Below are 15,364 nucleotides of genomic sequence, written 5' to 3' on the forward strand. Positions count from 1 at the left end.
AATTTCTATAATAACGGCGTCTTAAGCCCTAACGGATCATTTAATTAATGAATAATACATCTAACTCTTGTGTGATCATCGCAATCGCAGGTGCTTCTGCATCTGGTAAAAGCTTATTTTCTTCAACAATCTATAGCGAACTTGTTGCAGAATTTGGTGAATCTCAAATTGCAGTAATTACTGAAGATTGCTATTACCGTGATCAAAGTCACCTCGAGATGGAAGACCGAGTTAAAACAAATTATGACCATCCACAAGCGATGGACCATAAATTATTGTGCAGTCATTTACAGGGTTTGAGTGACGGCCAGGCAGTTGAAATACCAACTTACAGCTATACAGAACATACGCGTATGGCTACAACGACTAAATTGACGCCGAAGAAAGTGATCATTTTAGAAGGTATTTTATTACTGACAGATCCAACTATTCGTAACATTATTCACGCAAGTATATTTATGGATACCCCGTTAGACATTTGTTTTGTTCGTCGTTTACAACGTGATGTTGCAGAACGTGGCAGAACAATGGAATCGGTTATTGAACAATACAATGATACGGTACGTCCAATGTTCCTACAGTTCATTGAACCATCAAAACAATATGCAGATCTTATTGTGCCACGTGGTGGTAAGAACCGTTTTGCGATTGATACATTAAAAGCAAAAATTTGTCAGTTATTAAACGATTAATGTATTAGTTTATACCCAAGCTAGTCTCTGATATAGCATCTTGAAGTAACTTGAGTATATAAGTATCAAAGCTAAAGCATTATAACGAACACAGCATCTATTAAAGAGAGACAAAATGCGCCTGTGCGATACAGATATTGAAAGATATTTAGATGATGGTCGAATTACTATCGAACCAAAGCCTGATCAAAGTAAAATTAGCGGCGTAAGTGTTGATGTTACCTTAGGCCATGAATTCCGAGTATTCCAAGCACATAATGCGCCTTATATTGATTTGAGTGGCCCTAAAGAAGAAGTGGCTATCCAACTTGATAAAGTTATGAGTGATGAAATTGTTATACCTGACGGTGAAGCATTTATTTTACACCCAGGTGAGTTCGCTTTATCTGTGACGTTTGAAAAAGTAACCTTACCAGCAGATATCGTTGGTTGGTTAGATGGACGTTCGTCATTAGCACGTCTTGGTCTTATGGTGCATGTAACTGCGCATCGTATTGACCCTGGCTGGTCTGGTCGTATCGTACTTGAATTTTATAACAGTGGTAAATTACCGTTGGCACTACGTCCTAAAATGACGATTGCGGCGTTAAACTTTGAAACACTGACTGCACCTGCTGCACGTCCTTACAATCAACGTAAAGACGCCAAGTATAAAAACCAGCATGGTGCTGACTCAAGTCGTATTAACCAAGATGATAACGAAAATCAAAATTCTTAGTCGTCTCTAGGCATTGTTCTTTAATGAATGCTTGATATCGTGCTAATCCAAATACAAAAATGCCCATCACTGTGATAGTGATGGGCATTTTTTTATCTTACGTTTTCTATTTACCTACCTATTCATTTCTTTCTTATGCTTAGCAGATCTACAGTACTGCTTAGAAGATAAGGTGTGCTACACCTGTGATGATAGGTAATGTGATGATGGTACGTAGTACAAAAATAATAAATAAATCGACGATGTTTACTGGGATTTTACTGCCCAATAATAATGCGCCCACTTCAGACATATAGATAAGTTGGGATACTGATACACCGGCAATAATGAATCGCGTCATATCGCTTTCCATTGATGTAGCAAGGATACTCGGTACAAACATATCGGCAAAACCAACGACTAACGATTCAGATGCAAGCGCAGCTTCTGGTACGTTCATGAAATCAAGGTAATACATAAACGGTTTACCAAGCACGGCAAATACCGATGTGTATTCAGCGATAAGTAGACCAATAGTACCGATTGCCATTACTACCGGTAAGATGCCAAATACCATATGCGTCGCATTTTTTAGGCCTTCGATAAATACAGTGCGGTATGACGTTACTTTTGATGCACGGTCAACGGCTTGGTTAATACCCCATGAAAAAACGGAGTGCTCTGCAGGGATTGACTCTAAATCGTGATTTTTTGGCGTACCATCAATATAGATATCTTTTTTCCAACATAGAGGCGGAAGCTTAGGCACGATGATTGCTGCAGCTATGCCTGATAATGTAATCGCCATGTAGTAAGGTAAGAAGTATTGCTCTAAATTAACCTGAGCAATAACAACCAGACTAAAGGTGATTGATACAGCTGAGAACGTTGTGCCAATAACGGCTGCTTCACGTTGGGTATAAAACTTTTCTTGGTATTGCTTATCCGTTAATAAGATACCCACACTGCCGTCGCCTAACCAAGAGGCAATACAGTCAACCGCAGAGCGTCCTGGAAGGTTGAAGATAGGACGCATGATTTTAGTACATAACGCGCCACACAATTCCAACAAACCAAAGTTAAGTAGTAGTGGTAGTAGCAAGCCTGCGAAGATAAATACCGCGAATAGCGTTGGTAATAAATCGTTTAGTACGAGGCCACCAGTGTTTTCATTCCAAATATATTCTGGACCGACTTGAAAAACCGTTGCGATAGTAAAGACGCAGCTGATAAGTCTGACGATTAGCCAAAGTGGCGTCGGCATGAATAACTCTTTTAGAAATACACGTTCAGTTATAAATGCCGGCTTGATTAGGACTGCCAATGTGGATGCCACAGCCATGAACGTAATGATAGTTGTGATGATATTGAGTAAGTAACCGTCCAACAGCGCAAGTAAGGCTTTGGCTAATATTGCCACTGGGATCGTCATTTGGCCTTCATAACTCATCGGCGTCATGAATAAAAACAAGCCGATTAACGAAGGTAATAGAAATCGCAGTAGCGATTTATTACCTGAGCTGGTTTGATTTGCATTTTGTGGTGACTCTGCACAAACGTTATTATCTTTCATTAAATTATTCCCTTTTTTATAGTGTGAGAAATAGCATCAAGTGAATGCTGATCTTCATCACTAAATATTCCATATTCAATCTTAGCTAAGGTCATAAGCTACCGAATCATCATTAATCCGATGTATTAAATTCTGATATCTTATTTTAGGGCAATTGAAAACGCTGCCATGACCTCGATTGCTGGGGATAGTAACTGTGAATATACATGTGAGAAACATATTATTAACACCATGTGTCGAGTGTCATAAAAATAGAATAATTTATAGAATTTTAAGTGTGAAGGGTCACAAAAATAGACTTTTAATGCGGGTATTTATGTTGAGTGGCGTGTTTTTTATAGTTTTATATATCGATAAATGCTAGATATGCAGTAATTGTGATTAAGCTTCCGCCTTTCGGTTATATTAGTGAATAATCATTAAGTTGTTGAATTTAGATTTCGCCGACTTTTTAAGCTGATTATTGATTTCATGCAGAATATAAGCATTTAGCCGCTATGATTTGATGACAAGGTGGTTACCTATTTTATATAAAAATAATTTCATTTTAATAGCTCCTTTCTAAGGTTCGCAGATTATATATTGGAGTCGCTTAGCGACAGGATAGGTGTTTTCTGGCTTATCTTCTGCCTTTATCCTAATTACATGATATTCTTAAGGTAGATGGTCTAAATTTAATACTCTACGTGGTGTCCTTGGTGTTTAAGGTCATTGTTATGAGGAATCGTTATAAGGTGGTTTTAGGATGAAAAAAGTACTCCTTGGTATAGGTGGACTCATTGCAATTATTATTGTTGTGGGAATTGTGGCAGTTAAATTTTTGGTCAATGAAGAATTGATTAAAGATAATTTGATTGAACAAGCGAAGCAATTTACGCAACAAGATGTCTCAATTGAAGGTGACTTAAATATAACCTTCTATCCGCAAATTGGCTTTGAGCTCGGTAAAGTAACGTTATTCAATAAGCATGAGTATGCAGACTCAAAACAAATTGAAGTCAGCAGTATCCAAGCTGCTGTTGAGCTGATGTCACTATTTACTAAGACTATTGTGGTTACCAATGTGGAAGTTGATGGTTTTACCGTTAATATAGAAACACTGGCAGACGGCCGCAATAACATGGACGAATTGTTAGCGACTTTAGCGCCTGCAGAAAAGCCATTATCAAATGAAGATATTCAAGCGATTAAAGTAACGCCAGAAGGCGAGACCGCGAAGAGTGAATATAAGTTTGTAGTTAAAGGTGTGAATATCACTAACGCACAATTATCGTTAAACAACCGTCAAGATGGTACTTATCATAAATTGTCTGATAGTAGCTTAACGGTAGGTGAGTTTGCTTTTGACAAGCCAGTTGATGTTAAGTTAGCAGCGAACTATCGTACTAATGAGTTAACGGCTAAATTAAATACCAGCCTAACACTGACGGTTGATGAGCAGTTTAATGAAATTAAATTAACCCAGCTTGTTAATAAACTCGCATTAACAGGTAAGTCATTACCGCGACCAGAAATGAATATCTCACTGCAAGCTGACGTGAAATACGATAATGCTGATAAGACAATTAAAGTAGCAGGACTTAAATTAGACGTTGATGAACTTAATATCACCGGTGATTTATCTGCCGATGTGTCTGCGAAACCAAGCTTAGAATACAACCTAGCAATGAATACCCTTGTGGTTGATGACTGGCTACCTAAGACGGCTGCGACAAATGAGAACAGTGCAGTGAAAGGGTCAAATAAAGGCACGGCTAGTGCTAAAAAGGGCGCAGCCAAATCTGCACCTGAAGTTGAACCTGACCTGAGTGCGCTATCAAGTGTGAATCAAAAGGGTACGTTAACCATTACTAAAATTAAGCAAGGCGAATATGTCTTGGATAATATTAAGCTACAAAGTGAGTTAAAAGACGGTGTATTACAGTTAACCAAGTTATCTTCAGATCTATATGAAGGCAAGTTAATGGTTAAAGCGTTGTTAGACAGTAACAAAAAACCTGCGACGTTTAATTTGAACAGCACGCTAGAAAAAGTACAGTCAGAGCAATTAGTCACCATCGCCGCGGGTAAGAAAATGTTAACTGGGTTAGTTGATGTTGACGTGCGTGTAAGCGGTAAAGGCCTGACCATGACGAAACTTAAATCTGCAACCAAAGGTACAATTAATACCAGCTTCACCGACGGCGCGGTGTTAGGGGTTAACGTAGCGCAAGAAGTGCGTAAAGCCATTGCCATGTTTAGCAAAAAGCCAGCGGACAATACTAATGAAGCTGAACAAACAGACTTTAGCGCCATGGTAGCAAACTTTAAACTGGGTGCTGGTAAGTTAACATCAACTAAGATTGACTTGGCTTCACCTGCGATCAAGGTCGATGGTAAAGGTTATGCAGACTTGATGCGTGAGAAGCTTGATTTTACTTTCAATGCCTCTGTGGCTGAGAATATTGGTGGTCAATCGAGTTCAACAATGAAAGCGGTACGTGATTTACGTCTGCCAATTGATGTAACAGGTAGTTTCGCTGCGCCGAGCGTTAAGTTTGATTTTGGAGATATTACTGAACAAGTACTCGAGCTTGAAAAAGATAAGCTGATGGATAAGTATCTTGGTTCAGATGAGAAAAAAGATGAACTTAAGGGCAAGCTATTTAAAGAGTTTAAGAGACTCTTCTAGTGTTAAATTAGTCTCTTAAAAGAAAAAGCCTGTTAGTGTTCTTATTAGAATCTAACAGGCTTTTTTATTGGCGTATTTAAACAGCCTTATTTCAATAGCATTATTTTAACTGGCTACTTTAATTAGCGATTACGCCCCAATGATCTTCTGACCATAAAGGTACAATTGCTGCAGCAGTTTCATCTTGCGTTCGTCATGACTGTTTTCAATTGCCAGTGCATCTAATCGTGCAAAATAGCGCGGAGCACTATCTTCTAGCACGGTACGGCAATGATTCAGCCACTTTTGTTGCTCAGGCATTGACAGTAAATGCGGGAAGTTACGGGCGCGATAGCGGAAGAACAATTCATTGAAACGTTCATCACTTATTTTAAGTTTCAGTCCAGCCAGTTGCTCTGGCGCTGTTTCACGTAGTATTTCAAAATTGGCTTTATCGCCAGCACTGAAGAAGCTGTTATAAATCATAGCATCAACATTGCTCGACTTTGGATATTCTCGTTCTACTTGGTAAACACCAACCACATTTTCACGCAGCGTTTTACTTTCTTTTAAGCGTTTTAGGTTTGCTAAACAAGCGTTACGATCTATGCCTAAGCGTTCTGCATTTTCAGGTAACAAGGTTTTAGCAGGCGCTAGCACTGGGCACTTATTGATATGAATAAGTTTCAGTGGGATAGGGGCTAGATCACCGAGTTCTTTTCTTGGTGTATATAAGCGTTCACGCAGTTCATCAGCACTTAGCTCTAACAACGGCGTGATGTCTTGGCCTAAGTCAGCCACGATCACCGCATTGTTGTTGGTCGGATGCCAAGCTAATGGCACAACCCAGCTAGTAAAGCCGCGGTCAGCACCAAACATGCCACTCACGTGTACTAATGGTGTCATGTTGATGATATCAATTAGCGATTCAACTTTACGTTTGTTACGCAGGTTAAATAGGAAATCAAATAATTTAGGCTGTTTGTCTTTGACTAATTTAGCCATGGCAATGGTTGCATACACATCAGAGGTTGCATCATGCGCGTTTGCATGTTCAATACCGTTGGCTTTGGTTAATAATTCAAGACGCATGCTTGGTAGGCCATCATCATTTTCTGGCCATACGATACCTTCTGGGCGCAGGGCATAGCAAGCGCGCATTAAGTCGATTATATCCCAACGCGAGTTACCGTCTTTCCATGTGTGTGCGTATGGGTCGTAGAAGTTACGGTAGAAGATATTACGCGTTACTTCATCATCAAAACGGATGTTGTTATATCCAATGATACAGGTGTTTTTTTGGCTAAACTGGGCTTCAATACGTTTACTGAATTCAGCTTCATTGACGCCTTCGGCTTGGGTTTTCTGCGGCGTAATACCGGTTATCATGGCAGCTTCAGGCGAAGGCAGGTAATCATCTGATTGACGGCAATAAAACATATCTGGTTCGCCGATGACATTAAAGTCCATGTCGGTGCGAATACCTGCGAACTGAGAAGGGCGATCCAGTGACGGACTTAAGCCGAATGTTTCATAATCGTGCCAGTAAAAAGTCGGCTGGTCACTCATCTTTTCTGTTGTCGTTTTATGTAAGCTATTTGTCATTTTAAGTCTTGTTTTTGATGGTTTTATCTAATTAGATGCTGGTGATAATTCATTGTGCATCATGTTTTAATTTACTTTGCATCCGAGCGGCTTATTAGTATTACAGATACTAAGCTAAACAGCATTAAAGCGCCCTGTTCTGGAAAGATTATCATCTCATGCAGTTTTTATTTTTTCGGCTTAGAATACAGCTGTGAATGTCTGTCAGACGATATCTTGAGGTTAAGCTAAGCGAGGCTAGAGCGCAAGTGATTAAGTTTCGCAGATCTGTTTTTGGCGGCGATGACCTTAGATATCTTGGTGAAACTTATTCTGAGCATTCCTTGTTTAATAATTTGGCGCCAAGGGCTAATAAGGATTTAGTTTAGCGTCATAATATCGCCATCATTCTGCCTATGCCTAATCCCATTATATTTTCACTTGATTCATTTTAAGTAAGTTTTTTTCAAAATAAATACGGTGTTACATAATTGTGTTTCCAACCCCTTACTACTATCGTTGATAATATGCTGGCGAAGTATTAATCGCCATTGTTGACGGTGTTGGTTAAATGTAAATTAACCACGTAATTTATTAGGAATTAATATGCCCGTACGTAAAAGAATAGTTTTAGGATTAGGCTTACTCGTATTGTCCTCAAGCGTCTTAGCAACAACTGATACTTCTAAACCCAACATTCTCGCTATTTGGGGGGATGATATAGGCCCCTTTAATATAAGTGCTTATAACCGCGGTATGATGGGTTATAAAACACCGAATATTGACCGAATTGCCAATGAAGGGATTTTGTTTACTGATTCCTATGGCGATCAAAGCTGTACCGCAGGTCGAGCAGGCTTTATTACCGGGCAACACCCTATGCGAACGGGATTAACTAAAGTAGGTTTACCTGGTGCAGCAGAAGGGTTAAGTGAAAAAGATCCGACCATCGCAGAGCTACTTAAACCCTTAGGTTATGTAACGGGGCAATTTGGCAAAAATCATTTGGGTGACCAAGATGAGCATTTACCAACCAACCACGGTTTTGATGAATTTTTTGGTAATTTATATCATCTAAATGCCGAAGATGAACCCGAGCATCCCGATTATCCAAAAGATCCAGCATTTAAAAAACGTTTTGGCCCGCGTGGCGCAATTCATTCTTTTGCTGATGGCAAGATAACAGATACCGGCCCTGTAACTAAAAAACGAATGGAAACCGTTGATGAAGAGTTTTTAGGTGCAGCGCTTAAGTTTATCGATAAAGCGCACGCGGCTAAAAAACCCTTCTTTGTTTGGTTTAACTCTACTCGTATGCACGTGTGGACTCGTCTAAAACCGGAATCAGAAGGTGTGACTGGCCAAGGTTTATATGCAGACGGCATGGTTGAACATGACAGTCATGTTGGTCAATTGCTTGATAAGATTGATGACTTAGGCATCGCTGACAATACCATTATTATGTATACCACAGATAATGGTGCTGAATTAGCGTTATGGCCAGATGGTGGTTATACGCAGTTTAGAGGTGAGAAAAACACCAATTGGGAAGGCGGTTACCGTGTTCCTATGATGGTTAAATGGCCAGGTAAAATTAAGCCTAACCAAGTATCTAATGAAATGATTTCATTGCAAGATTGGATGCCGACTATATTAGCCGCAGCGGGTCAAAAGGATGTTACTGCTGAGTTGAAAAAAGGTAAAACGGTTAATGGTAAAAAATATAAAGTTCATTTAGATGGTTATAATTTTTTACCTCACTTTTTAGACACGTCAATAAAAGGGCCGCGTAAAGAATTTATCTACGCTTCAGATACAGGGGATATTGTTGCTATACGTGATGGTGATTATAAAATGATATTTCGTGAGCAACGCGCGCATGGTATTGAAGTATGGCAAGACCCTTGGACTACATTACGAGCCCCTAAAATATTTAACTTAAGAATGGACCCTTATGAACGTATGGATCATGACGGTGCTGGATATGCGCAATGGTGGGCTGAACACATGTTTTTAATGGCTCCATCAATGGTTAAAGTGGGACAATTTAAAGCTACTTTTAAAGACTTCCCGCAACGACAAAAGCCAGGTAGTTTTGTTCCTTAGAACTTAAAATTCAGTAATTCATAATAGTGGCTATTAATAGCGTATTAATGGCCACTAACTTCATGTTGTATATAGATTAATTTTTTACTACTTTATTAAAGGATTATAAAGCAGATGAATAAACTCCAGACTATTGCCACTCTATCTTGTATTTTTTCATTGCTTAGCTTGTTACATTCACCCCTGTCGCTTGCGGCAAAAAACATTAATATTCAAAAGCCTAAGTTGATATTACAAATAACCGTAGATCAATTACGTGGTGATTTACCCTTTAGATATCAAGATCGTTTTGTTGACAATGGTTTTAACTACTTTATTAACCAAGGCACAGTCTATCGTGACGCGCATCATGCACATGCTAATACCGAAACGATTGTGGGGCATGCGACATTAGCAACCGGTGCTTATCCGTCTGAACATGGTCTAGTGGGTAATATTTGGTATGACCGCAGTATTAATAACACTGTATATAATATTGAAGACGCTGATTATTATTTGTTATCTAAAGACGCCGATGTAGATAAATCTACTGAAATAGACCCAACACAAAAGGCGGCTAATGTTGACGGTAGATCACCAAACACCATTAGTGTTTCAACATTTAGCGATGAGCTTTTAATTGCGACTGCCGGTCAGGCAAAAGTTTTTGGTGTATCAATTAAAGACCGTGGTGCTGTTTCTATGGCTGGCCATGGTGGCAAAGCATTATGGTTTTCTAAAGCAACACAAGAATTTGTTAGTAGTAATTATTATTATGATCAATATCCACAGTGGGTTAATGATTGGAACGCCAAGCAACTTCCGTCTAGCTATAAAAACACTAAATGGAATTTGTTAAATAATAGAGAAACATACAGCTTAAAAGATAAAGATGATAATGAATGGGAAATGGATCTTGCTGGTTATAGTAAAACATTTCCACATCCTTTGGGTGAGTCTAAATATTTTAGTACTTTGTTAACGCTCAATCCGTTAGGCGATGAATTAACAGTTGATTTTGCCAAGTCGTTAATCATTAATGAAAACATTGGTAAAGACGAAATAACCGATTATCTATCGATAAGTTTGTCTTCTACTGATTATATCGGTCATTTCTTTGGAGTATCAAGTTTAGAAATGGAAGATAATTTATTACGTTTGGACAGGACATTAGCTGATTTATTTAACTTCATTGATAAAGAAATAGGGTTGGAAAATACTGTTATTGTACTAGCATCTGATCATGGAAGCCCAGAAGCGCCAGGCTATTTAGCTGAGCAAAATTTACAAGGGAAATATGTAACTAAGAAACAGTGGGATGAGTCTGTACCTGTGGCAAAGGTTAAAAAATCTTTAGGGATTAAAGAACCTCTAATCAAAGGATATTACCATCCATATATCTATTTAGATTTAGACGTTATTGCTAAACATAAACTTGAGTTAGCAGACGTCCAAAATAAAATAGCGGATGCATTAACTTCTGTAGAGGACGTTTATGCAACGATTGCGAGTAATAAAATTGTCAGTGGTCAATTGGCTGATACACGCATTAATAGATTAGTTAGCAACAACTATTACCCCGGTCGTTCAGGTGATATATATATCGTTTTTAAACCACAAGAATTTATAAATGACATGGATGGTTTGAAAGTCGCTTCTACCCATGGGTCTCCATGGACTTATGATACTTTTGTTCCCGTTATGCTTGCTGGCAAGAATATCCCCGCACAACATATTTATCGTCCGGTTGAAACCGTTGATTTATCAACCACGCTATCAGCTATTTTAAATATAAAATCGCCATCAGCATCACAAGGGAAAATACTAAAGGAAATATTTAACTAAATGAAAATTAAACTATTATTGTTTCTTTTATGTTTTAACTCATCGGTATATTCAGCAGCGTCTTTTCAGGAGGAAGAGCAAACACTCACTGCAACACAACAGCAAGAACTAAAAAAGATTGAGCAGTTAATGGCTGAACTTTTTGCTGACCACGAAGCGGTTAAAAATGAATTAGTTGAAAATGATAGCACAGCAACCACTCAACAGAATCTCACAAATAATGACCTAACAAACAAGAAAGAAGCCATAGAGCACAATAAAGTTTATTCATTACCTGAAGAGATGAAGAAGCAATTATTAGACGATATGATTTGGGTAGAAGGCGGAGACTTTAATATGGGATCAAACCAACCCGAAGCTTCCCCCCGAGAAACGCCCGAGCACACCGTAGTGCTTGATGAATTTTACATCGGTAAAACTGAAGTTACCCAAGCGTTATTTGAGCAGTTAATGGGCTGGAATTATAGCTATAACCCTTGTCCAGCATGTGCGATGAACAATCTTAGTTGGTTCAATATGCAGCTGTTTATTGCAAAGCTGAATCATGCCACGGGAAAAACATTTCGTTTTCCCACTGAAGCTGAATGGGAATACGCCGCTAAAGGTGGCCAACAATCAAAAAATTATACCTTCAGTGGCTCAAATAATATTGACGACGTCGCCTGGTATGCAGGTAATGCTAATAAAAAAAGTCATCATGTTGGCCAAAAAATGCCTAATGAACTTGGCCTATATGACATGACTGGTAATGTATGGGAGTTTTGCCAAGACGATATGAGCCGTAAAGCTTATAGCAAAGAAACGAGAACTAATCCTTTAATTGGGAATATGACACAAATGAACCGACCAGCAATGAAAGTACTTCGTGGTGGTGGTTATGAATTTTCGGCTAACGAGTCACAAGTTTACCGTCGTGATGGTGCTACAAATAACGTCCGCATGCCTGATATCGGCTTTCGTTTAGCGATGAGTAAAAAATAAAATGAGTGACTTTTCTGCTTTATGTTGCAAATTACTTTTAGGCTTTTGTGTATTTTATAGTACCAATATTAAGGCTGCTGATTTTGTTGGTACTAAGCAATGTATAAGTTGCCATCAAAATCAATTCTCGGCATGGCAAGGCTCAGACCATGAAATGTCGATGAATCATGCAACGGATGAATATGTACTTGGAAATTTTGAAGATGCTTCGTTCGTATTCAGGGGCAAGGAAAATCGATTTTTTAAAAAAGGCGAACAATTTTGGGTAAATATTGCTGGTCCAGACGGTAAATTTAATGATTATCAAATAAAATATACCTTTGCTTATCATCCCCTACAGCAGTACATGGTGGAGTTTGATGATGGGCGTGTACAACTGATTCCATTTGCATGGGACTCTCGAAAACAAGAAGAGGGTGGGCAGCGTTGGTTTGACCTTTATCCCGATCAGACTGAAACACACCAAGAGTTTTATTGGACTAATACTGGGCAAAATTGGAATTACATGTGCTCTGATTGTCATTCGACTAATGTGGCAAAGAATTTTAATGCCAAAAGTAACACATATAAGACCACGTTTAGTGACATAAATGTTGGTTGTGAATCTTGCCATGGCCCAGGCAGTAACCATATAACCTGGACAAAACAAAAATCGATAAAAAAAGCGCATGCTGGTTTTGAACGCGAATTATCTAAGGCTGTTTCTCATTGGCGTTTAGAAGCAAATAAAGCAACGCTTACGGCTGAAAGCATTAATCCAAGTCAACAAACGTTAGTCTGTGCCCAGTGTCATAGCCGCCGAGTACAAATTAGTGAGAAAGACCACGTAAAAGGTAATAATTTTGGTGAGCGTTATTTATTATCACGGATCAACAATCCGCTTTATTACCCTGATGGGCAAATATACGATGAAACGTTTGTCTATGGTTCATTTTTACAAAGCAAAATGGAAAGAAATGGTGTGGTTTGTAGTAATTGCCATGATCCACATTCAACAAAATTAATTATGCCTAAAGAACAGCTGTGTTTACAGTGCCACCAGAGTGATACTTATGCGCAGAAAACGCACCACCAACATCTAGATAATTCTGCCGGCGCTCAATGTGTAAACTGCCATATGCCCGAAACGACTTACATGCAAGTTGATGAGCGTGCTGATCATGGTTGGCATATCCCTCGTCCAGATATTGCTAAGCAGTTGGGTACTCCTGATACATGTTTGAGCTGCCATGAAGATAAAAATAGTGAGTGGAGTAGTAAGAAGGTTGAGCAATGGTTTCCTCAATCAAGTACTCGCGCTGAAAGACATTTTTCCCGAGTGTTCTCAGCCGCGGATCAAGGGTATGCAAATGTCGCTTCGGCGTTATCACATATTGCCCAAAATGAAGCTAACAGCAATATAATACGAGCGTCAGCACTCGATCGTTTAGCGCCTTTTCCTGATAATAATACTATTATTGCTGTAGCGCGTGGTGCAAAACACAGCGATAGCAATATTCGTTTAGGCGCGATCAGCGGTTCAGCAGCCCTTAACGGTGCAGAGCGTTGGCGTGTAATTGCGCCTTTATTGAAAGATGAAGTATTAGCGGTCAGAGCACAAGCTGCACTTGCTATTGTGCCGTTGTGGTTTGAGCTATCTGAAGATAATAAAAATTATTTAACACCCGCTTTAAATGAGTATATGCAGATCCAAGATTTTAATGCCGACAGAGGCTATGCCCATAATAATCAAGGTAATGTTTTTGTTTATCAAGCTAACTATCAAGCGGCAGAAAAGGCTTACAAAACCGGAATGAAAATAGAACCTTACTTTGCTAATTCTTATACCAATTTAGCGGAGTTATATCGTCGTCAACAGCAGAATAATCAAAGTATTGAAGTACTCAAAGCCGGACAAAAGGCGAGTCCTGAAAATGCCAGTATAGATTATCAATTAGGCTTGGCCTACATCCGCGCTAAACAAACATCGTTAGCCGTGGATAATTTAAAACAAGCAGCCATCAAGGCACCAAACAACGCTCAGTATCATTATGTCTATGCGTTAAGTATTGAATCCATTAACAGCAACGAAGCACAACAATCATTAAATAAGGCTTATCAAGTTGGAGGCAACCCACAGCATTTATATGCCTTATGCGAATTACAAATTCGGCTTAATAGTTTTCAAGCAAATCAATGTATTAATGAACTTAGCCAAGTCGTGCCAGAAAATGTGGTCCAGCAATTAAAGTCAACATTGCAACAACGACAAAGCGTTATTCAAAATTAGCATCGGGATAAATCATGAGTGAAAGTTATCAAGCTGTTTTAACTCTTAAAAAACAAATCGAGCAATCCGTTATTGGACAAACGCATGTTGTTGAAGCATTGCTGCTTGCATTACTTACCAATGGTAACGTGCTGTTAGAAGGTTTACCTGGTACGGCAAAGACCCGTTCTATCAAAAGTTTAGCTAACACATTATCGGCTAGTTTAGGACGCGTGCAATTTACCCCGGATTTATTACCTTCAGATGTTACAGGTACTGAGATCTACCAAGAAGTTGACGGGAAACCGATATTAACGTTTCAAAAAGGCCCTGTTTTTAACAATTTATTACTCGCGGATGAAATAAACCGTTCACCAGCCAAAGTTCAAGCTGCGTTACTTGAAGCGATGGAAGAAAGACAAATTACTGTTGCCGGTAAAACCCATAAATTACCGAAGTTATTTATGGTATTAGCAACACAAAACCCGATTGAACAAGAAGGGACCTATCCGCTGCCCGAAGCGCAAATGGACAGATTTATCATGAAAATAAATCTGGAGTATCCAGATGATGAAGCTGAAGCCCAAATTATTAAGTTAGTACGTGGCGAAGAAACGGGGGCAGAGCAAAATAGTGAACAAATCGATGCTGAACACATATTTGCAGCAAGAGAAGAAGTGCATCACATTCATACCAGTGATGCTATGGTTGACTATATCGTTGCTATTGTAATGGCAACGCGTAAACCCGAGCGATACCCAGAGTCCCCGTTAAAGCAATGGATAAGTGTTGGTTCGAGCCCTCGAGCAAGCATTTCATTAGATAAAGCGGCGCGGGCACAAGCTTGGCTTAATAATAAAGATTTTGTTGATCCTGAAGATATTAGAAGTATTGTCCATTCCGTTTTACGCCATCGATTAATTTTAAGTTATGACGCTATGGCTGATGGCATTACTGCCGACCAAGTGATTGATGAAATCCTTCGTCAAGTAGCCGTGGCGTAACGTAA

Annotated in this window: 10 protein-coding genes; 8 read left to right on the top strand and 2 right to left on the bottom strand. The window is 39.1% G+C overall.

Annotated elements, in window-relative coordinates:
• The first annotated feature begins 47 nt into the window (after positions 1 to 47).
• Both udk and dcd read left to right on the top strand, forming a co-directional pair.
• Positions 48 to 692, top strand: coding sequence for a uridine kinase (gene udk, locus CXF93_RS09225; protein ID WP_017221396.1), 645 nt, complete (start codon positions 48 to 50; stop codon positions 690 to 692).
• Positions 693 to 807: 115 nt separating this feature from the next.
• A complete protein-coding gene (gene dcd / locus CXF93_RS09230; protein ID WP_101062174.1) occupies positions 808 to 1,410 on the top strand; it encodes a dCTP deaminase in 603 nt (200 codons plus the stop codon).
• Between the two features lie 160 nt (positions 1,411 to 1,570).
• On the opposite strand, the gene CXF93_RS09235 is transcribed toward dcd, so the two are convergent.
• Positions 1,571 to 2,962 carry a YjiH family protein gene (locus tag CXF93_RS09235; RefSeq protein ID WP_101062175.1) on the bottom strand — a complete coding sequence of 464 codons (1,392 nt, stop codon included), beginning with the start codon at positions 2,960 to 2,962 and terminating at the stop codon, positions 1,571 to 1,573.
• A gap of 745 nt (positions 2,963 to 3,707) precedes the next feature.
• On the opposite strand from CXF93_RS09235, the gene CXF93_RS09240 reads away from it, so the two are divergent.
• Complete coding sequence (locus tag CXF93_RS09240) at positions 3,708 to 5,633, top strand: AsmA family protein (RefSeq protein ID WP_101062176.1); 1,926 nt, start codon at positions 3,708 to 3,710, stop codon at positions 5,631 to 5,633.
• 129 nt (positions 5,634 to 5,762) lie between these two features.
• Here CXF93_RS09240 and sbcB read toward each other — a convergent pair whose 3' ends face one another.
• Entirely contained in the window at positions 5,763 to 7,217 is a 1,455-nt protein-coding gene (gene sbcB, locus CXF93_RS09245; protein WP_369832207.1) for an exodeoxyribonuclease I, read from the bottom strand.
• Between the two features lie 585 nt (positions 7,218 to 7,802).
• Here sbcB and CXF93_RS09250 point away from each other — a divergent pair.
• The 5 genes from CXF93_RS09250 to CXF93_RS09270 all read left to right on the top strand — a co-directional run bounded on the left by CXF93_RS09250 (position 7,803) and on the right by CXF93_RS09270 (position 15,359).
• Positions 7,803 to 9,302, top strand: coding sequence for an arylsulfatase (locus CXF93_RS09250; RefSeq protein ID WP_101062177.1), 1,500 nt, complete (start codon positions 7,803 to 7,805; stop codon positions 9,300 to 9,302).
• Between the two features lie 114 nt (positions 9,303 to 9,416).
• Positions 9,417 to 11,126 (top strand): alkaline phosphatase family protein, encoded by a 1,710-nt coding sequence (locus CXF93_RS09255; protein WP_101062178.1) that lies wholly within the window; start codon positions 9,417 to 9,419, stop codon positions 11,124 to 11,126.
• Positions 11,127 to 12,107: an SUMF1/EgtB/PvdO family nonheme iron enzyme gene (locus tag CXF93_RS09260; protein WP_232784156.1), complete on the top strand. Its 981-nt coding sequence runs from the start codon at positions 11,127 to 11,129 to the stop codon at positions 12,105 to 12,107.
• 1 nt (position 12,108) lies between these two features.
• Entirely contained in the window at positions 12,109 to 14,376 is a 2,268-nt protein-coding gene (locus CXF93_RS09265; RefSeq protein ID WP_101062179.1) for a cytochrome c3 family protein, read from the top strand.
• A 14-nt stretch (positions 14,377 to 14,390) separates the two neighbouring features.
• Positions 14,391 to 15,359: a MoxR family ATPase gene (locus tag CXF93_RS09270; protein WP_101062181.1), complete on the top strand. Its 969-nt coding sequence runs from the start codon at positions 14,391 to 14,393 to the stop codon at positions 15,357 to 15,359.
• The last annotated feature ends 5 nt before the right edge of the window (positions 15,360 to 15,364 follow it).

This window comes from Moritella sp. Urea-trap-13 (assembly GCF_002836355.1).
Classification (GTDB): Bacteria; Pseudomonadota; Gammaproteobacteria; order Enterobacterales; family Moritellaceae; genus Moritella.

Coding starts and splice junctions, on each gene's coding strand:
- CXF93_RS09250 (WP_101062177.1), top strand. CDS start 7,803: ATGCCCGTACGTAAAAGAATAGTTTTAGGATTAGGCTTACTCGTATTG.
- dcd (WP_101062174.1), top strand. CDS start 808: ATGCGCCTGTGCGATACAGATATTGAAAGATATTTAGATGATGGTCGA.
- CXF93_RS09265 (WP_101062179.1), top strand. CDS start 12,109: ATGAGTGACTTTTCTGCTTTATGTTGCAAATTACTTTTAGGCTTTTGT.
- udk (WP_017221396.1), top strand. CDS start 48: ATGAATAATACATCTAACTCTTGTGTGATCATCGCAATCGCAGGTGCT.
- CXF93_RS09255 (WP_101062178.1), top strand. CDS start 9,417: ATGAATAAACTCCAGACTATTGCCACTCTATCTTGTATTTTTTCATTG.
- CXF93_RS09235 (WP_101062175.1), bottom strand. CDS start 2,962: ATGAAAGATAATAACGTTTGTGCAGAGTCACCACAAAATGCAAATCAA.
- CXF93_RS09260 (WP_232784156.1), top strand. CDS start 11,127: ATGAAAATTAAACTATTATTGTTTCTTTTATGTTTTAACTCATCGGTA.
- sbcB (WP_369832207.1), bottom strand. CDS start 7,217: ATGACAAATAGCTTACATAAAACGACAACAGAAAAGATGAGTGACCAG.
- CXF93_RS09270 (WP_101062181.1), top strand. CDS start 14,391: ATGAGTGAAAGTTATCAAGCTGTTTTAACTCTTAAAAAACAAATCGAG.
- CXF93_RS09240 (WP_101062176.1), top strand. CDS start 3,708: ATGAAAAAAGTACTCCTTGGTATAGGTGGACTCATTGCAATTATTATT.